The 17,309-nt window shown below is 62.6% G+C and carries 19 protein-coding genes; 10 read left to right on the top strand and 9 right to left on the bottom strand.

Annotated elements, in window-relative coordinates; all coding sequences use genetic code 11:
• Positions 1–66 precede the first annotated feature (66 nt).
• Positions 67–1,047, bottom strand: a complete 981-nt coding sequence (locus AB7783_RS23215; RefSeq protein WP_441278895.1) for an MBL fold metallo-hydrolase — start codon at positions 1,045–1,047, stop codon at positions 67–69.
• Between AB7783_RS23215 and AB7783_RS23220 the strand changes: the two genes are divergently transcribed.
• Positions 1,046–1,228 (top strand): hypothetical protein, encoded by a 183-nt coding sequence (locus AB7783_RS23220; protein WP_184512517.1) that lies wholly within the window; start codon positions 1,046–1,048, stop codon positions 1,226–1,228. The genes AB7783_RS23215 and AB7783_RS23220 overlap by 2 nt on opposite strands.
• An 11-nt stretch (positions 1,229–1,239) precedes the next feature.
• Here AB7783_RS23220 and gshB read toward each other — a convergent pair whose 3' ends face one another.
• From gshB to rsmI, 3 genes are read right to left on the bottom strand one after another with little or no spacing between them, the layout of a single operon-like run.
• Positions 1,240–2,181, bottom strand: coding sequence for a glutathione synthase (gene gshB, locus AB7783_RS23225; protein WP_441278896.1), 942 nt, complete (start codon positions 2,179–2,181; stop codon positions 1,240–1,242).
• A 36-nt stretch (positions 2,182–2,217) separates the two neighbouring features.
• Positions 2,218–2,631: a YraN family protein gene (locus AB7783_RS23230; protein WP_175369361.1), complete on the bottom strand. Its 414-nt coding sequence runs from the start codon at positions 2,629–2,631 to the stop codon at positions 2,218–2,220.
• Positions 2,618–3,574 carry a 16S rRNA (cytidine(1402)-2'-O)-methyltransferase gene (gene rsmI / locus AB7783_RS23235; RefSeq protein WP_441278897.1) on the bottom strand — a complete coding sequence of 319 codons (957 nt, stop codon included), beginning with the start codon at positions 3,572–3,574 and terminating at the stop codon, positions 2,618–2,620. The genes AB7783_RS23230 and rsmI overlap by 14 nt, the downstream gene beginning before the upstream one ends.
• Positions 3,575–3,799: 225 nt before the next feature.
• Here rsmI and AB7783_RS23240 point away from each other — a divergent pair, with 225 nt between their 5' ends.
• On the top strand, positions 3,800–5,026 hold the full coding sequence (locus AB7783_RS23240; RefSeq protein ID WP_093757821.1) for a penicillin-binding protein activator: 1,227 nt from the start codon (positions 3,800–3,802) through the stop codon (positions 5,024–5,026).
• Positions 5,027–5,029: 3 nt separating this feature from the next.
• Here AB7783_RS23240 and hemW read toward each other — a convergent pair whose 3' ends face one another.
• From hemW to rph, 3 genes are read right to left on the bottom strand one after another with little or no spacing between them, the layout of a single operon-like run.
• Positions 5,030–6,193 carry a radical SAM family heme chaperone HemW gene (hemW, locus tag AB7783_RS23245; protein WP_441278898.1) on the bottom strand — a complete coding sequence of 388 codons (1,164 nt, stop codon included), beginning with the start codon at positions 6,191–6,193 and terminating at the stop codon, positions 5,030–5,032.
• A complete protein-coding gene (gene rdgB / locus AB7783_RS23250; RefSeq protein ID WP_441278899.1) occupies positions 6,180–6,815 on the bottom strand; it encodes an RdgB/HAM1 family non-canonical purine NTP pyrophosphatase in 636 nt (211 codons plus the stop codon). Before rdgB ends, hemW begins: the two co-directional genes overlap by 14 nt.
• A 35-nt stretch (positions 6,816–6,850) precedes the next feature.
• Positions 6,851–7,573, bottom strand: a complete 723-nt coding sequence (rph, locus tag AB7783_RS23255) for a ribonuclease PH (RefSeq protein ID WP_092140905.1) — start codon at positions 7,571–7,573, stop codon at positions 6,851–6,853.
• A 153-nt stretch (positions 7,574–7,726) separates the two neighbouring features.
• Here rph and hrcA point away from each other — a divergent pair, with 153 nt between their 5' ends.
• On the top strand, positions 7,727–8,815 hold the full coding sequence (hrcA, locus tag AB7783_RS23260; RefSeq protein ID WP_068730256.1) for a heat-inducible transcriptional repressor HrcA: 1,089 nt from the start codon (positions 7,727–7,729) through the stop codon (positions 8,813–8,815).
• A 105-nt stretch (positions 8,816–8,920) separates the two neighbouring features.
• On the top strand, positions 8,921–9,520 hold the full coding sequence (grpE, locus tag AB7783_RS23265) for a nucleotide exchange factor GrpE (protein ID WP_120287695.1): 600 nt from the start codon (positions 8,921–8,923) through the stop codon (positions 9,518–9,520).
• 54 nt (positions 9,521–9,574) lie between these two features.
• Here the strand turns inward: grpE and pncA are convergent, their stop codons facing one another.
• Positions 9,575–10,291, bottom strand: coding sequence for a bifunctional nicotinamidase/pyrazinamidase (pncA, locus tag AB7783_RS23270; RefSeq protein ID WP_441278900.1), 717 nt, complete (start codon positions 10,289–10,291; stop codon positions 9,575–9,577).
• An 85-nt stretch (positions 10,292–10,376) separates the two neighbouring features.
• Entirely contained in the window at positions 10,377–11,321 is a 945-nt protein-coding gene (locus tag AB7783_RS23275) for a hypothetical protein (RefSeq protein ID WP_441278901.1), read from the bottom strand.
• Positions 11,322–11,700: 379 nt separating this feature from the next.
• Between AB7783_RS23275 and dnaK the strand changes: the two genes are divergently transcribed.
• The 6 genes from dnaK to AB7783_RS23305 all read left to right on the top strand — a co-directional run bounded on the left by dnaK (position 11,701) and on the right by AB7783_RS23305 (position 17,293).
• Positions 11,701–13,599 carry a molecular chaperone DnaK gene (gene dnaK / locus AB7783_RS23280; RefSeq protein WP_068730261.1) on the top strand — a complete coding sequence of 633 codons (1,899 nt, stop codon included), beginning with the start codon at positions 11,701–11,703 and terminating at the stop codon, positions 13,597–13,599.
• 183 nt (positions 13,600–13,782) lie between these two features.
• Positions 13,783–14,925 carry a molecular chaperone DnaJ gene (gene dnaJ, locus AB7783_RS23285; protein WP_092140889.1) on the top strand — a complete coding sequence of 381 codons (1,143 nt, stop codon included), beginning with the start codon at positions 13,783–13,785 and terminating at the stop codon, positions 14,923–14,925.
• 92 nt (positions 14,926–15,017) lie between these two features.
• Positions 15,018–15,620 (top strand): class I SAM-dependent methyltransferase, encoded by a 603-nt coding sequence (locus tag AB7783_RS23290; protein ID WP_441278902.1) that lies wholly within the window; start codon positions 15,018–15,020, stop codon positions 15,618–15,620.
• 45 nt (positions 15,621–15,665) lie between these two features.
• On the top strand, positions 15,666–16,244 hold the full coding sequence (locus tag AB7783_RS23295; RefSeq protein WP_093757831.1) for an NADPH-dependent FMN reductase: 579 nt from the start codon (positions 15,666–15,668) through the stop codon (positions 16,242–16,244).
• Positions 16,245–16,250: 6 nt separating this feature from the next.
• Entirely contained in the window at positions 16,251–16,967 is a 717-nt protein-coding gene (gene pyrF / locus AB7783_RS23300; RefSeq protein WP_441278903.1) for an orotidine-5'-phosphate decarboxylase, read from the top strand.
• Positions 16,968–16,990: 23 nt separating this feature from the next.
• The gene (locus tag AB7783_RS23305; protein WP_068730266.1) at positions 16,991–17,293 is read left to right on the top strand and encodes a DUF1330 domain-containing protein; all 303 of its coding nucleotides are present in this window, start codon (positions 16,991–16,993) and stop codon (positions 17,291–17,293) included.
• Positions 17,294–17,309: the final 16 nt, after the last annotated feature.

A 17,309-nucleotide genomic window follows, 5' to 3' on the forward strand; every position in this document is an offset into this window, starting at 1 on the left:
ATTGCTGCGGAATTCCTGCGGCGGTCACTGTCTCAAGATCGCCGCAGGAAAGTCGCAGGATTTCCGCTAGAGATTCATCACCATCGGCTCGGCGATATAGCGGAAGCCGTCGCCTGATTTCACCACATGACCATAGCCCGGCCACGCGAAGTGATAGGACATCACGGCGGTCTTGTTGGCTGCGAGCATGTCGAGCATCTTCACCCGCGTCGCCGCTGCCATCTTCGGATCGGAGTCATAGGCGAACTCCATCCGCGGCTTCTCCAGCAGCAGCACCTGATGATGGGTGAGGTCGCCGAGGAAGGCGAAAGATTTCCCGTCCGACTGTATCATGAACATGTGGTGGCCGAACGTATGGCCAGGTGCATGCATGGCGGTGACGCCCGGCAGGAACTCCTGGCCGTCCTTGAAGAACACCAGGCGATCCTTGACCGGCAGCAGGTTCTTGCGTGCATGGACGATGAAGTCCTTGAGCGGCGAACCGAGCTTGCCTTCGTCGGTCCAGAACTTGAAGTCTTCCTCGCTGAGATAGACCTGCGCGTTGGGAAACAGCGGCTTGTCATTGGCATCGACGATGCCGCCGATATGATCGATATGGGCGTGCGAGCACACGACGGCATCGATATCGCCCGGCTTGATGCCGGCTTCGGCCATGCTCTTCTGCAGGCGGCCCGTGGTGTTGCCGAATAGTTGTGACGTGCCCATGCCGGTGTCGAACAGGATGAGCTTGTCGCCCATGTTGACGATCGGCGCGTTCTGTTCGAGCACGACATTGCTGCTGCTGAGGAAATTATCTGTCAGCATCTTCTGCACGTCTTCCTTGGGTACGCCGACGAATGTGCCGGAGGGATCGCCGAGCGGCAAAGGTCCGTCGGAGACAACGGTGACTTCCGCGCTGCCTAACATGAAACGGTGGAAGTAGGGCGCCTGTGTGCCGAGCTTTGGTGCCTTGGCCGATGCGCTGCCGATGAGGCCGGGAGCGAGAAGATTTGCGCCCAAACCAGCGCCGAGCGAGAGCAGGGACCTTCGCGAAACTTCTGAAGTCATGCGTTTCTCCACTGAAATGCTTTTGCTTGCCGCCACATGTAGCGGGCCGCCCGATTGGTCAAGCGTGCATCAACATGCTGCGCTTGCCGTCCATGACTGGCAAGCAAAAGCAGCAGGCGGAGAATTGCGACAAATGGAATTCGAACAGATGCGTCAATCATTGACGCAGCGCAACGAGTGATGTGAGCGGAGTTACTTCCGCTTCGCTTCGACCACGTCCCACACACGCGCCGCGACATCCGGTCCGCCAAGCTTGGCGATGGCGCGAATGCCCGTGGGCGACGTCACGTTGATCTCGGTGAGATTGCCGTCGATCACGTCGATACCGACGAACAGCAGACCGAGATCACGCAGTGCCGGTCCGACCCGTTCGCAGATTTCGCGCTCACGCGGCGAGAGTTCGGTGGCCTTGGCGGCGCCGCCACGCACCATGTTAGAGCGCAAATCGTCTTCAGCCGGCACGCGGTTCACGGCACCCGCGAATTCGCCGTCGATCAGGATGATGCGCTTGTCACCATGCTTCACTTCGGGGAGGAAGCGCTGGATGACCCACTGCTCCTTGAAGGTCACGGAGAACAGATCGTAGAGCGAACCGAAATTCATGTCCTGCGGCAGCACGCGAAACACCGCTGCGCCGCCATGGCCGTGCAGCGGCTTCATCACCACGGCGCCATGCTCGGCGCGGAATGCATTGATCTCGTCCTTGTCGCGCGAGATCAGCGTCGGCGGCATCAGGTCCGAGAAGCCCATCACAAAGATCTTCTCCGGCGCGTTGCGCACCGAGGCTGGATCATTGACCACCAGCGTCTTCGGATGAATGCGCTCGAGCAGATGCGTCGAGGTGATGTAAGCGAGATCGAATGGCGGGTCCTGCCGCAGCAACACCACGTCGAAGGATTCCATGTTGGTGCGGGTGGGATCGCCGAGGGTGAAATAATCGCCCTCGATATCGCGCACCGACAGCGATTGCACTGGCGCCACCACGTCATTGCCGCGCAGCGAGAGCTTGTCCGGCGTGTAATAGGACAGTTTGTGGCCACGCTTCTGGGCTTCCAGCAACATCGCGAAGGTCGAATCGCCCTTGTGATTGATGCGCGCAATGGGGTCCATCTGGACGGCGACGTTCAAGGTCATGCTGGGGTCCGGAATTGTGGTCGGGAAAGCGAAAATTCAGGTACTGGCGTCGAATGCCGCTAACAGATGGCGTGGCAGATGTCTTGGCGCAATCAGCACGACGTCGAAACGCAGGTCGAATTCTGCATGTTCGGGATGCGCCATCAGCCAGCCCTGGGCGGCATCCATGATCCGGGCCTGCTGACGTGGTGTCACCGCATAGGCGGCCTCGTCCAGGCTGGCGCGGGCCTTCACCTCGACAAAGGCGATCAGGCTGCGTTTCTTGGCGACAATGTCGATCTCGCCATGGGGGGTACGAAAGCGGCGGGCGAGGATGCGGTAGCCCTTGGCCAGCAGCAAAGCAGCGGCACGGCTTTCGGCGGAGAGGCCGGTATTGAACGCGGCAACACGTTCCGGCGCTGCCGGTCTGGCCGCGGGTTTCGGCGCGGAGACTTTGTCAGTCTTCGCCATCGCCGGAGTCCCTGTGAATCTCCTTGGCGAGCTCCAGCGCGCGGGCATAGACGGCGCGGCGCGGCCGGCCGGACAGTTCGACCGCATGCGCCACGGCATCCTTGACGCTGTCGCGCTGCAACGAGCTGCGCAGCAGGGCATCGAGATCGTTCTCGGTCATGGCCTGCGCATCCGCAGCCGGTGGCCCGATGACGAGCACGAATTCACCGCGGGTCTCCAGCCCATCGGCCCCCTTGGCCAGATCGACAATGGGTCCACGATTGATCTCTTCATGCATCTTCGTGAGTTCGCGGCAGATCGCCGCATCGCGGTTGCCCATGATATCGGCGAGATCAGCCAGCGTTTCCTGCACGCGGTTGCCGGAGTCGAACATCACCAGCGTGGCGTCGATGGCAGCGAGCTCCGTCAGCCGTGAGCGGCGTGCCATCTGCCGCGATGGCAGAAAGCCCTCGAAGAAGAAGCGATCGGTCGGCAGCGCCGACACGGCCAGCGCGGCCAGCACCGAGGATGGCCCCGGCAGCGAAATCACATTGAAGCCTGCTGCAGTCACTTCCCGCACCAGTTTGAAGCCCGGGTCGGAAATCAATGGCGTGCCGGCATCCGACACCAGCGCGATGGACGCGCCCTGCGACAGCTTTTCAAGAATTTTTGGCCGTGCCTGTTCGGCATTGTGTTCATGATATTGCTTGAGTGTGCCAGTGATCCCGTAGCGCTCGGTCAGGCGGCGGGTGATGCGGGTGTCTTCGCAGGCGATAATATCGACCCCCGCCAGGGTCTCCAGCGCGCGCAGGGTGATGTCGCCAAGATTGCCGATCGGCGTGGCTACGAGATGCAGCCCCGGAACAGCTTTCGGTGCCATGAGCAGATGGCCGGAGACCGTGAAGGTCCGGGCCGATGGTGCCGCGGCGTCCGCAGGCGATGAGGAGAGGGGTGTTGCGCGCATGGCGACAATGTAGAGCGAATTGCGCCAAAGGGGGACAGCCGTTTTTTGGGCGTTTGGCCGTGGTTCATTCCCGTCGTGCTAATCCGGCCGCGGTGACGGGGTATGCCGGACATAAAGCTTTTGTTTTGGTTAACTTATCGCCGACAATATGTCTGAATCCGCGCCTCACACTGTATAGTGGGTGCCGAGGCGGGCCGATCTGATACGGCCGAGAGAAGAGAAGTGATGGCGGATCCGTTCGACCCCAAATCCGGGACCAAGGGCGCGACGTCGGGCGCAACACGGCGGACGGCTGTCGGCCTGCTGTTGGGCGCGCCGCTGCTCGGGGCCTGCGCGGGTGTGCAATCGACGCTGACCAATGCGTTTGGCACCGGACCGACGGCGCCATCGGGACCGCCTGCCGGACCGGCGCAGCAGTCGCAAGCCATCGGCACCGGGGGCACGAAAGTCGGACTGATCCTGCCGCTGTCGGCTTCCGGCAATGCTGGCGTCGCCGCGCAGTCGATGAAGAACGCCGCCGAAATGGCGCTCACCGAATTCCAGAATCCCAGCATTCAACTCCTGATCAAGGATGACAATGGCAGTGCGCAGGGCGCGCAGCAGGCCGCCCAGCAGGCGCTCGACGAAGGATCCGAAATCATTCTCGGACCGTTGTTTGCGCTGTCAGTGCCGGCCACCGCGCAGCTCACGCGCGCGCGCAACGTGCCGGTGATCGCGTTCTCGACCGATTCCAGCGTCGCCGGCCGTGGTGTCTATTTGCTCAGTTTCCTGCCCGAGTCCGACGTCAATCGCATCGTCGATTACGCCGCGGGCACGGGCAAACGCTCCTTTGCGGCGATGCTGCCCGAGAATGCCTATGGCAATGTGGTTGAAGTTGCGTTCAAGCAGGCCGTCGCGCGCAAGGGTGGCCGCGTCGTCGCTTTTGAGCGGTATGGCGCGGACCGCTCCAGCGCAGCACGCAACATTGCCGCATCGCTCACCGGCGCCGACGCGTTGTTCATTGCCGACGATGGCGACGCGGTTGTCGCAACGGCTGATGCCTTGACTGCGGCGGGTGCCAATCTGCGCAATGTGCAATTGCTCGGCACGGGCCTGTGGGACAATCCGCGCGTCTTCAACAGCGCGGCCTTGCAGGGCGGGCTCTATGCCGCGCCAGATCCTGCAGGGTTTCGTGCCTTTGCGGGCCGTTATCGCGCGAAATATGGCGGCGATCCCGTGCGTACCGCGACGCTCGCTTACGATGCGGTCGCGCTGGTCGCCGCTTTGGCGCGCACCCAAGGCGGACAGCGCTTCGCACCTGAAACGCTCACCAATCCATCCGGCTTTGCCGGCATCGATGGTCTGTTTCGTTTCCGCAGCGATGGCGGCAACGATCGCGGCCTCGCCGTGATGAAGGTTGCGTCGGGTGGTGGTCAGGCCGTGGCGGGCTCGCCGAAGAGTTTCGGGGCGTAGCGCCTACGCCGCCAGATCTGCCACGACAGCATCAAGCACAGGGAATCCCTCCTGCGTCACGCGCAGGCGGCCGTTCTGCTCGACGACGATGGCGCCTTCCTCGCGCAGGATGGCGATGCGCTTCTCATCCAGCGCGCGGCCGGACAGCATCTGATAGCGCGCGGGATCGATGCCTTCGGCGAGGCGCAGGCCCATCAGCAGATATTCGTCGGCGCGTTCTTCGCTGTTGAGCAATTCATCCGACGTGACGCCGTGGCCGTTGTCTTCCACACGCATCACCCAGGCTTCCGGACGCTTCTCGGTGGCAATGGCATGTCTGACACCGTCGATGTCGAGGCGGCCATGGGCGCCAGGCCCGATGCCGGCATATTCCTGACCGCGCCAGTAGACGAGATTGTGCTTGCACTCCGCACCGGGGCGAGCGTGGTTGGAAATCTCGTAGAACGGCAGGCCCTGCTGTGCGCAGACTTCCTGCGTCACGTCATAAAGTGCGCGCGCGAGGCCCTCGTCGGGGGTCTTGAGCTTGCCGGCGGCGTGCAACCCGAAGAACGGCGTGCCTTCCTCGATGGTCAGCTGATACAGCGATAGATGCTCGGCGGCTTCCGAGATGGCGAGCTTGAGTTCGTCGGTCCACATCTGCGGGGTCTGGTCGGGGCGCGCATAGATCAGATCGAACGAATACCGATCGAACGCGCTGCGCGCGATGGCCACGGCATCGAGTGCCTCGCGCGCCGTATGCAAACGTCCCAGTGATTTCAGCGACGCATCGTCAAGCGCTTGTACGCCGAGCGACACGCGGTTGACGCCGGCCTCGCGATAACCGCGAAAGCGCGTCGCTTCGACGGAGGTCGGGTTAGCTTCGAGTGATACTTCGACGTCGGAGGCAACGTTCCAGTATTTTCCGATCGAATCCAGAATCGCGCCGACGGTCTGCGGCTGCATCAGCGACGGCGTGCCGCCGCCGAGAAAGATCGACGTCACGGTGCGGCCTGGCGTGCGGGCAGCCGTGGTTTCGATCTCCCGTGCGAAGGCCCGCGCGAAACGTACTTCGTCGACGGCGTGATGACGGACGTGGCTGTTGAAGTCGCAATACGGGCACTTCGACAGGCAGAACGGCCAGTGCACATAGACGCCGAAAGCGTCCTGCTGTGCGTCAGCGGGGTTCAAGGCAGATCTCCGCGAGTTTCACGAATGCCCTGGCGCGATGCGACAAGCCCTCGCCGAGTGGCGGCAACCCGTGCTTCTCGACCGCGGTCATTTCGCCATAGGTGCGGGTGTGACCATCGGGCAGGAATATCGGATCGTAGCCGAAGCCGGCAGTGCCGCGCGGCGGCCAGACCAGCGTGCCATGGGCGTGCGCTTCGACTTCCTCGAGATGACCGTCGGGCCACGCCACGCAGAGTGCCGAGACGAAATGCGCGGTGCGCTTGTCAGGCGAGGTCGCGCCGCGCTCCTGCAACAGGCGTTCGATCCGCGTCATCGCGCCGGTGAAGTCCTTGGACTCGCCGGCCCAGCGCGCCGAGAAGATGCCGGGTGCGCCGTCGAGGGCATCGACGACGAGGCCTGAATCATCCGCGAAGGCCGGCAATTGCGCGACATTGGCCGCGGCAATCGCCTTGATGGCGGCATTGGCCTTGAAGGTGTCGCCGGTCTCGTCGGGCTCGGCGAGGTCGAGTTCGCCGGCCGATACTGCTTCGATGCCATAGGGCGCCAGGAGATCGCGCATCTCGGCAAGCTTGCCGGGATTGTGGGTGGCGATGACGAGCTTCCCAGTGATTCGACGATGCATGATGCGAGTCTACGCCTGCTTGATGACTTGCGGAATCACGTGACGGCCATTTTCTGGAGCTCGACGAGGCGTCCGACGCCCTTTTGCGCCAGTGCCATCAACTTCAGGAACTCATCCTGCGTGAATGGTGTCTTCTCGGCGGTCCCCTGCACCTCGATGATGCGGCCGTCGCCGGTCATCACGAAATTGGCGTCGGTATCGGCTTCGGAATCCTCGGCGTAGTCGAGATCGAGCACCGGGGTGCCCTGATAGATGCCGCAGGAAATCGCGGCGATATTGTCGCGCAGCACGTTGCCGCCGCCATTCTTAAACATGTTGCGGTTCTTCATCCACGAGATGCAGTCGGCCAGCGCAACCCATGCGCCGGTGATCGACGCCGTACGGGTGCCCCCATCGGCCTGGATCACGTCGCAGTCGATGGTGATCTGGCGTTCGCCGAGCGCTTCGAGGTCGACGGCAGCGCGCAGCGAGCGGCCGATCAGGCGCTGGATCTCGACGGTGCGGCCGCCCTGCTTGCCGGATGCGGCTTCGCGGCGGGTGCGTTCCAGCGTGGCGCGGGGCAGCATGCCGTATTCGGCGGTGACCCAGCCGCGGCCCTGGCCCTTGAGCCATGGCGGCAGGCGCTCTTCCAGCGTGGCGGTCACCAGCACATGAGTGTCGCCGAATTTCACCATGCAGGAACCTTCGGCATATTTGACCACGCCGCGTTCCAGCGACACGGCGCGCAGTTCATCGGGCGCACGACGGCTTGGCCGCATGAGAAAATCCTTCCAAATGTCCAGAGAAAGCCTGTTCGCGGTGCTTTTAGGGGCCACGGACCGCAGCGGCAAGGGCAGGGCAGGTTCCACAACCGCAATGGTGCTTGTATCCGGGGGCTCGGGGCGACAGATTAGGTCCTCAAGGAGTACCCTGTGGCCCACCACGATCCGATCGGCCTGATTTCGCCGCATGCCGGGCTCGCCCAGCTCAATGAGCGATCGCGTGAGATCTTCCGGCAGATCGTCGAGAGCTATCTCGCCACCGGCGAACCGGTCGGTTCGCGCAATATTTCGCGCCTGATCACGGTTCCGCTGTCGCCGGCGTCGGTCCGCAACGTCATGTCGGACCTGGAGCAGCTCGGCCTGATCTATGCGCCGCATACCTCTGCAGGACGGCTGCCGACCGAACTCGGACTGCGGTTTTTTGTCGATGCCTTGATGCAGGTCGGTGACCTCACCGAGCCGGAGCGGCAATCGATCCAGCAGCAACTGTCCTCGGTGGGGCGCTCGCAGACGGTGGAGGCGGCGCTCGGCGAGGCGCTGACGCAGCTGTCCGGGCTGACCCGCGCGGCAGCGGTGGTTCTGACCGCCAAGTCCAATGTGCGGCTGAAACACATCGAATTCGTCCGTCTGGAGCCCGAAAAGGCGCTGGTCGTGTTGGTCGCCGAGGATGGCCAGGTCGAAAATCGCGTGCTGACCCTGCCGCCCGGCGTGCCGTCGTCGGCGCTGAACGAGGCGTCGAACTTCCTCAATGCCCGGATTCGCGGCCGTACGCTGGCTGAGGCCCGGCTGGAGCTGGAAACGGCGCTGACCCAGAACCAGATCGAACTCGATCAGCTGACCCAGAAGGTCATTGCCGCCGGCATTGCCAGCTGGTCGGGTGGCGAGAAGGACGATCGGCAGCTGATCGTGCGCGGCCAGGCCAATCTGCTCGAGGATCTCCATGCGCTGGAGGATCTTGAACGCGTTCGCCTCCTGTTCGACGATCTCGAAGCCAAGCGCGAGGTGATCGACCTTCTCGGCCGGGCGGAGACGGCCGAAGGTGTCCGCATCTTCATCGGCTCGGAAAACAAGCTGTTCTCGCTGTCCGGCTCGTCCACGATCATTGCGCCCTACAGCGATGGCGCCGGCCATATTGTCGGCGTTCTCGGTGTCATCGGGCCGACCCGGCTGAACTATGCGCGGGTGATCCCGATGGTAGATTACGCGGCGCGCATCGTCAGCCGCATGCTCGGGGGCTGACAGATCGGCCGAATCCGGCCGGTTGCGCTTGATTTTCGGCGCTCAAACCCCGATATCCCGCTCAGCAATCCCACCATTTTGGCGTGTTTTTGAGAAGGCAGCGTGATGACTGATTCCAATGGGCAGAACGACAATCAGGACAAGACGGCGCAGGCCGCCGATCCGGTGGTCTCCAAGCCCTACATCATGCCGGACGATCCGGAACCGAATTCGGTCGAGGCCCTGACCAAGGAAGCAGCGGAATCGCGCGACAAGATGCTGCGCACGCTGGCGGAGATGGAAAACCTGCGCAAGCGGACCCAGAAGGAAGTCGCGGACGGCCGCACCTATGCGATCGCCAATTTCGCGCGCGAAGTGCTCGATATCGCCGACAGCCTGCAGCGTGCGCTGGATGCCGTGCCTGCCGACACCAAGGCCGCGGCCGATCCGGGCCTGAAGGCGCTCCTCGAAGGCGTCGAGCTCACCGAGCGTTCGCTGCTCAACACGCTGGAAAAGAACGGCGTGAAGAAGTTCGACCCGTCGGGCGAGAAGTTCGATCCGAATTTCCAGCAGGCGATGTACGAAGTGCCCGATGCTTCCGTGCCTGCGGGCACCGTCGTTCAGGTCGTGCAGGCCGGCTACACCATTGGCGAGCGCGTGCTGCGCCCGGCGCTGGTTGGTGTCTCGAAGGGTGGCGCCAAGGCTGCACCTGTAGCGTCGGAGTAAAGCTGCGTAGTAGGAGCTGGATCGCCCGGTCAAGCCGGGCGATGACAGCGAGAGTCAAGCCGCCAGATCGCCCGACTGAATACGCTTCACGCCGGCCTTGTTCATGTCGGCCCAGGCTTTGGCCAGTGAGCCCTGCGTGTCGATGCCGCGGCAGGCATCTTCGACTACATAGACATCGAAACCTGCTTTTCGCGCATCGAGCGCCGACCACGCGACACAGAAGTCGGTGGCGAGGCCGACGATAAATACGCGCTGCAATTTGCGGGCTTTCAGATAGGCGGCAAGACCGGTGGTGGTCTTTCCGTCAGCCTCGGTAAACGCCGAATAGCTGTCGACGTCCTTGTTGAAGCCCTTGCGCAGGATCAGCTCGGTATGCGGGATCGCGAGATCCTTCGACAGCGCAGCCCCTTCAGTGCCCTGCACGCAGTGATCCGGCCACAGCACCTGCTTGCCGTATTTCACCTCAAGGGTCTCAAACGGCTTCTTGCCGCTGTGGCTGGATGCGAAGGAGATATGGCCCGGCGTGTGCCAGTCCTGCGTCATCACCACATCGGCGAATTTCTTCGCGATGCCGTTGATGACCGGGACGACCTTGTCGCCGTCCTTCACGGCCAAGCTGCCGCCCGGCAGGAAGCAGTTCTGCACGTCGATCACCAGCAGAACGGATGTGCGATCGAGACTGACCTTGCCGGCGGCGGATAATGTTTTGGGAGCTAGACTGGTCATGGCTACGGCTCCAAGCCCCCCGAGAATCTGACGTCTGTTGAGCATCGCGAAATTCCCCGTACCAAATTGGCCCAGCAAATCAGGTCACGGGGAGATCGTAAAGCGGGCCGTGAGGACGGCCGTGCGTTCTTTAGCGCGGCTCGATACCGTCGCGCACGGCGCGGAAGCGCGGAAACGCCTTGGCCCAATCGTCACGTGGGGCGCTTGCGATAATGCGCATGGTGACCTTGCCGCCGCCGAAGCGCAGCCACTGCACAACGCTGACCGGCGTGTTGTTCTTGCCGCTGACGGCGTCGATACGGGTCTCCCAGCCTGCCATGCCGTCGATCCGTTGCGGCTCCGACATGGTGATGCGGCCTTCGCGCAGGCCGGGAATCGTGCCTGCGGCCTGCTGGGCAAAGCGGCCGCGATCTTCAGCCTTTTCCGGCGCGGAGGCCAGGCTGCCGATCACCACGAAAGGACTCGTTTCGATGCTGTTCTCGTCGCTCGAGTCGGCCAGCAATAGCGCGGCACCCGGCGCCAGCGTGCGGACGGTCTTGAAGTCGCTCATTTCCGAGACCTTGAACGGCATCAGACCGAGTTGTTCTGCCAGCGGGACTTCCTTGCGGACCACGGCGGATGAGAGCATCTGGCGCACCGCGTCGTCGGTGTAGATTTTCTGGGCGTTTTCCGGGACCTGCACGGCGACATAGCCGGAGAAGGTCCCGCCGCCGACGATCATCGAATAGCGCCTGACATTGCCGGTCGCGTCCTTGGCGTTCTCGATCGTGTAGAAGGCCTTTCCGGCCGTGGTCTCGATGCTCTCGGGCTTCGCGGCCATACCAGCCGGATTGGCCTTGAACGCGATCTCAACCTCGTTGAAGGCGGCGGCTGGTAGCTCGGTCATGAGCACCTTAACGCCCTGATCGGAGGTCTCGAAGCCGACAAAGGTCTTTGCCGGGGCGAGGCCGACCAGCGGGGCCAGACCCACGCGGAGCCCCGGCGGGAAAATCGGATCGGCCGCCAAAGCGGGACGGTGGGCGACCGAAATGGCCGTCAGCATGGTCAAGGCGAACAGGGGCGCAGCATGTTTCATGAAAAATCTACTGGGTTTGCATTGAGGCTGTTCGATGGTGCGGGGCTCCGGCCTTGGCCGTCACGCGACCGGCCGGAAGGGCGTTCACGGTTGCCCTGTTCCGCCAACAGATCAAGCCATAAATCCGTTCCCGGCGCCGTCCGCGCCCATCCGTCGCGTATTGGCGAAACAACCGCCAAGGGTCTGTTTCACCAAATATTAATTTCGCGCACCGGTCGTGTTTTCATGGGTCTGGAGTGTGCCAGATGCCTTGCGGCCACCACCCCCCCTCCTATATGAGGCCTACCGTCGCAATATCGCGAATAGTTGATGTTTGGGGGTTGGGAGCGGGGTGCCGTCAGGGCCCAGCCAACCTGCCGCAGAAAAAGGATATGAGAGCATGGGAAAGGTCATCGGTATCGACCTCGGTACGACGAATTCCTGCGTCGCCGTCATGGATGGCAAAACGCCGAAGGTCATCGAGAACGCAGAAGGCATGCGGACCACGCCGTCCATCGTGGCTTTTACCGATGATGGCGAGCGCCTCGTCGGCCAGCCGGCCAAGCGCCAGGCAGTTACCAATCCCGAGCGCACCATTTTCGCGGTGAAGCGCCTGATCGGCCGCCGCTATGACGATCCGACCGTCGAGAAGGACAAGAAGCTCGTCCCCTACAAGATTGCCAAAGGTGGCAATGGCGACGCCTGGGTCGAAGTCGACGGTAAAACCTATTCGCCCTCGCAGATCTCCGCCTTCACGCTGCAGAAGATGAAGGAGACCGCGGAGGCTCATCTCGGCCAGAAGGTCGAGCAGGCCGTCATCACCGTGCCCGCTTACTTCAACGACGCCCAGCGTCAGGCCACCAAGGATGCCGGCAAGATCGCTGGTCTCGAAGTGCTGCGCATCATCAACGAGCCGACTGCTGCTGCGCTCGCTTACGGCCTCGACAAGTCGAAGTCCGGCACCATCGCGGTGTACGACCTCGGCGGTGGTACCTTCGACGTCTCGATCCTTGAGATCGGCGACGGCGTGTTCGAAGTGAAGTCCACCAACGGCGATACGTTTCTCGGCGGTGAAGACTTCGACATGCGTCTGGTCGGCTACCTCGCCGACGAGTTCAAGAAAGAGCAGGGCATCGACCTGCGCAACGACAAGCTGGCCCTGCAGCGTCTGAAGGAAGCTGCAGAAAAGGCGAAGATCGAGCTGTCGTCGACGACCCAGACCGAAATCAACCTGCCGTTCATCACGGCGGATGCCTCAGGTCCGAAGCATCTGACGCTGAAGCTGACCCGCGCCAAGTTCGAAGCGCTGGTCGACGATCTCGTGCAGAAGACCATCGAGCCTTGCCGCAAGGCGCTCAAGGATGCCGGCCTCACCGCCGGTGAAATCGGCGAAGTGGTTCTGGTCGGCGGCATGATCCGCATGCCGAAGATCCAGGAAGTCGTGAAGCAGTTCTTCGGCAAGGAGCCCCACAAGGGCGTCAACCCGGACGAAGTCGTGGCCATCGGCGCCGCCATTCAGGCCGGCGTGCTGCAGGGCGACGTCAAGGACGTGCTGCTGCTCGACGTGACCCCGCTGTCGCTGGGCATCGAGACGCTGGGTGGCGTGTTCACCCGGATCATCGAGCGCAATACAACGATCCCGACCAAGAAGAGCCAGGTGTTCTCGACGGCCGAAGACAACCAGAACGCCGTTACCATCCGGGTCTTCCAGGGTGAGCGCGAAATGGCGGCCGACAACAAGCCGCTCGGCCAGTTCGACCTGATGGGCATTCCGCCGGCTCCGCGCGGCATGCCGCAGGTCGAGGTGACCTTCGACATCGACGCCAATGGCATCGTCAACGTGTCGGCGAAGGACAAGGCGACCAACAAGGAACAGCAGATCCGGATCCAGGCATCCGGCGGTCTGTCCGAGTCCGACATCCAGAAGATGGTCAAGGACGCCGAAGCGAACGCTGCCGAGGACAAGAAGCGTCGTGAGGCTGTCGATGCCAAGAACCACGGCGATGCCCTCGTGCATTCGACCGAGAAGGCTCTCGGCGAGCATGGCGACAAGGTTGGTGAGACCGAGCGCCGCGCCATCGAGGATGCCATGAGCGACCTGAAGGAAGCTCTGAAGGGTGATGATGCCGAGGCGATCAAGGCCAAGACCAACACGCTGGCGCAAGCTTCGATGAAGCTCGGCGAAGCGATGTACACCCAGCAGGCCGAGGCTGACGCCAAGCGCGATGCCGAGAAGGATGACGTGGTCGACGCCGAATTCACGGAAGTCGACGACGACAAGCCGAAGAAGTCGGCCTGATAGGCGAGCGGAACGATGACCCTCATCCTGAGTAGCGCGGTGCGCGTCTCGAAGGATGAGGGTTGTTTTTTGTCAGGCGGGCCTTGTTAGGCAAGTTTTGTTAGTGCGGGAGTAGCATCTTCATCGATGCGTTCTTCTGGGATGCTCCTCGGGATGAGGACCAATTTCGGGCGGATCTGACTGATGTCCACCAAGCAATGTTATTACGAGACGTTGGAAGTCGAGCGCGGCGCGAATGATGCGACCCTGAAGACGTCGTTTCGCAAGCTTGCGATGAAATGGCATCCGGACAAGAATCCAGGCGATGCCGCCGCTGAAGTGAAGTTCAAGGAAATTGCCGAGGCCTACGACGTCCTCAAGGACGGCGACAAGCGCGCGGCCTATGACCGTTATGGCCATGCGGCCTTCGAACAGGGCAATGGTGGCGGCGGTGGTCCGGGCTTTGGATCCGGCTTCGCCTCCTCCTTCTCCGACATTTTCGAAGACCTGTTCGGCATGGCTGGACAGCGCGGCGGTGGCCGCAGCGGCGGCCGCGAGCGCGGGGCAGATCTTCGCTACAACATGGAAATCACGCTGGAGGAGGCTTACTCCGGCAAGACCGCACAGATCGAGATTCCGGTCGCGGTGACCTGCGAAGCCTGCTCCGGCACCGGCGCCAAGGCAGGAACCAAGCCGAAGGCCTGTTCGACCTGCGGCGGTGCCGGCCGCGTCCGTCAGGCCCAGGGCTTCTTCACGCTGGAAAGGACCTGCCCGAGCTGTCAGGGCCGGGGTCAGATGATCGAGGATCCGTGCCCGAGCTGCTCCGGCGCCGGCCGCGTCGAGCGTGAGCGCACGCTCTCGGTCAACATTCCGGCGGGCGTCGAGGACGGCACCCGCATTCGTCTTGCCAATGAAGGCGAAGCCGGCGCGCGCGGTGGTCCGTCGGGCGATCTCTATATTTTCCTGTCGCTGGCCTCGCACGACTTCTTCCAGCGCGATGGCGCGGACCTGCATTGCCGCGTGCCGATCTCGATGGTGACCGCGGCGCTGGGCGGTGAATTCGAAGTGCCAACCATCGAAGGCGGACGCAACAAGGTCAAGGTTCCCTCGGGCACCCAGTCCGGGCGCCGCTTCCGCGTTTCGTCGAAGGGCATGCCGGTGCTGCGCTCGCGCCAGACCGGCGACATGTATGTCCAGGTCGTCGTGGAAACGCCGCAGAACCTGACGAAAAAGCAGCAGGAGCTGCTGGCCGAATTCGAGAAACTGTCTTCGGGTGCAACGCAACCTGAAGCCGCGGGTTTCTTCACTAAGGTCAAGGACTTCTTCGGAACGCGGACAGGCTCCTGACGTTGGAAGCTTGACCGTTTCTATTGTTGCCTATACCTCTTTATGACGAAATTCTGACGTTCCGCACGTTCCGCGGTCTGCCTGGAAGCGACATGCCTCTGCACTCGTCCGCGCGTACGTTGAAGAAGCCGCTCCGTCTCGACGACGAGGTTCGCTTCCTCCGTTCGTGGATCGATAAGCCGCTGCATATGGGTGCCGTGATGCCGTCGGGCAAAGCTCTTGCCCGCACGATGGCGCAATATGTCGACAATGATGCGATCGGTCCGGTCATCGAACTTGGACCCGGCACCGGCGCGATCACCTCTGCGCTGGTTGCGCACGGGGTGGACCAGAAACGTCTGGTGCTCGTCGAATTCAATCCCACCTTTTGCGCACTGCTGCGTGAGCGCTACCCGCAGGCGACGATCGTTCAGGGCGACGCCTACACATTGCGCGATACCCTGTGGGATGTGCTGAAAGAGCCCGCCTCCGCCGTCGTCTCCGGCCTGCCGCTGGTCACCAAGCCGATGCTGACGCGCCTCAAGCTAATCCGCGATGCCTTCGCGGCGATGTCGCCGAACGCGCCCTTCGTGCAGTTCACCTATTCGGTGGCGCCGCCGATCCCCAAATCGCTGCCCGGCGTGTCCACAGAGGCCTCCGAGCGGATCTGGATGAACCTTCCGCCGGCGCGCGTCTGGGTGTATCGCAAACGCTAGTGCCGGCCGCGATCGCGCGGTGGCTTCGCCCCGACGATCGGAATCATGGCTGCGATCAAGATCCTCGTTATTCCAGGCTCGCTGCGCACAGGGTCGCTGAATGCGAAACTCGCGGCTGTCGCCATTGACGCGCTGGTTCGCGCCGATGTCGATGCCACCAGGATTTCGCTCGGCGACTTTCCGCTGCCGATCTATGACGGCGACCTTGAGAGCAATTCCGGCGTACCGAAACATGCGCTCGATCTGAAGCGTATGATATCGGCGCATCATGGTGTGCTGATCGTGACGCCTGAATACAACGCGTCGCTGCCGCCGCTGGTGAAGAATACGATCGACTGGATCTCGCGCGTGGAAGACACGCATGAGAGCAAGGGCCAGGTGTTTCGCGAGCGGCCGTTTGCGATTGCGGCGGCTTCGAATGGGCGGCTTGGCGGTGCGCGTTGTTTGCAGGCCTTGCGGCTGGTGCTGTCGGCGTGTCGCGCGATGGTGATCCCGAACCAGCTCACGCTGGCGTTCGCCGGTGAGGCCTATGACGATATGGACCGGCTGAAACACGCCGCCGACAAGGATGCGATGACGGCGATGGTGCGCCAGCTTATCGATGTCGCGCAGCAGATGAAGTGAGACGAGATGACGTTGCAGACCATTGATCCCCGCGACCGCCTGATCGTCGCGCTCGATTTGCCGGATGTTGACGCTGCCGAAGCGATGATCGCGCGGCTTGGCGACAGCGTGACGTTCTACAAGATCGGCTATCAGCTCGGCTATGCTGGTGGTCTGCCGCTGGTGCGCAAGCTCGCCGATACCGGAAAGAAGGTGTTCGCCGATCTGAAGATGCACGACATCGGCAACACCGTCGCGCGCGGTGTGGAAAGCGTGGCGAAGCTCGGCGCGACCTTCCTCACCGTGCATGGGTATCCGCAGACCATGCAGGCGGCGGCCAATGCCAGCAAGGGCTCCGGCCTAAAGATCCTCGCGGTGACAGTGCTGACCTCGTACGACAACGAGGATCTGAAGGCCGCGGGCTATCAACTCGGTGTCAGCGATCTCGTCGCCGTGCGCGCGCAGCAGGCGCAGGCGCTCGGTATCGATGGCCTCGTCTGCTCACCGGAAGAGGCGGCGAACCTGCGCAAGCATATCAAGCCTGAGATGTGTCTGGTCACGCCCGGTGTGCGCCCTGCGGGCAGTGACGTGGGCGATCAGAAGCGGATCATGACCCCGGCACGTGCGATTGCCGAAGGTTCGGACTATCTGGTGGTCGGCCGTCCGGTAATGGAAGCTGCTGATCCGAAGGCTGCGGCCGAGGCGATCGTCGCCGAAATTACGCAGGCACTGGCGAACAAGTAAGAACGGGACAGGGAGAGAGACAGATGGCCAAGGCTTACTGGATTGCACGCGTCGACGTGCACAATATGGACGGCTACAAGCAATACGTGGCCGAGAACGGCCCGGTCTTCAATAAATTCGGGGCCAAATTCCTGGTGCGGGGTGGTCAGTTCGAGGCCAAGGAAGGCACGTCGCGCTCGCGCAATGTTGTGCTCGAATTCAAGGACTACGCGACCGCGCTAGCCTGTTACAATTCGCCGGAATACCAGCGGTTGGTCGCGATGCGCAGCCCGCACGGCGAGAGCGATCTCGTGATCATCGAGGGGTATGACGGTCCGCAGCCTTGAGCGGCAGGGCCTTAAG

Source organism: Tardiphaga sp. 172_B4_N1_3, from assembly GCF_052076035.1.
GTDB lineage: Bacteria > Pseudomonadota > Alphaproteobacteria > Rhizobiales > Xanthobacteraceae > Tardiphaga > Tardiphaga robiniae.

Coding starts and splice junctions, on each gene's coding strand:
- gshB (WP_441278896.1), bottom strand. CDS start 2,181: ATGACCTTGAACGTCGCCGTCCAGATGGACCCCATTGCGCGCATCAAT.
- rph (WP_092140905.1), bottom strand. CDS start 7,573: ATGCGGCCAAGCCGTCGTGCGCCCGATGAACTGCGCGCCGTGTCGCTG.
- AB7783_RS23240 (WP_093757821.1), top strand. CDS start 3,800: ATGGCGGATCCGTTCGACCCCAAATCCGGGACCAAGGGCGCGACGTCG.
- AB7783_RS23275 (WP_441278901.1), bottom strand. CDS start 11,321: ATGAAACATGCTGCGCCCCTGTTCGCCTTGACCATGCTGACGGCCATT.
- AB7783_RS23295 (WP_093757831.1), top strand. CDS start 15,666: ATGGCTGCGATCAAGATCCTCGTTATTCCAGGCTCGCTGCGCACAGGG.
- AB7783_RS23215 (WP_441278895.1), bottom strand. CDS start 1,047: ATGACTTCAGAAGTTTCGCGAAGGTCCCTGCTCTCGCTCGGCGCTGGT.
- rdgB (WP_441278899.1), bottom strand. CDS start 6,815: ATGCATCGTCGAATCACTGGGAAGCTCGTCATCGCCACCCACAATCCC.
- AB7783_RS23230 (WP_175369361.1), bottom strand. CDS start 2,631: ATGGCGAAGACTGACAAAGTCTCCGCGCCGAAACCCGCGGCCAGACCG.
- AB7783_RS23305 (WP_068730266.1), top strand. CDS start 16,991: ATGGCCAAGGCTTACTGGATTGCACGCGTCGACGTGCACAATATGGAC.
- dnaJ (WP_092140889.1), top strand. CDS start 13,783: ATGTCCACCAAGCAATGTTATTACGAGACGTTGGAAGTCGAGCGCGGC.
- AB7783_RS23290 (WP_441278902.1), top strand. CDS start 15,018: ATGCCTCTGCACTCGTCCGCGCGTACGTTGAAGAAGCCGCTCCGTCTC.
- grpE (WP_120287695.1), top strand. CDS start 8,921: ATGACTGATTCCAATGGGCAGAACGACAATCAGGACAAGACGGCGCAG.
- AB7783_RS23220 (WP_184512517.1), top strand. CDS start 1,046: ATGCGTTTCTCCACTGAAATGCTTTTGCTTGCCGCCACATGTAGCGGG.
- pncA (WP_441278900.1), bottom strand. CDS start 10,291: ATGCTCAACAGACGTCAGATTCTCGGGGGGCTTGGAGCCGTAGCCATG.
- pyrF (WP_441278903.1), top strand. CDS start 16,251: ATGACGTTGCAGACCATTGATCCCCGCGACCGCCTGATCGTCGCGCTC.
- rsmI (WP_441278897.1), bottom strand. CDS start 3,574: ATGCGCGCAACACCCCTCTCCTCATCGCCTGCGGACGCCGCGGCACCA.
- dnaK (WP_068730261.1), top strand. CDS start 11,701: ATGGGAAAGGTCATCGGTATCGACCTCGGTACGACGAATTCCTGCGTC.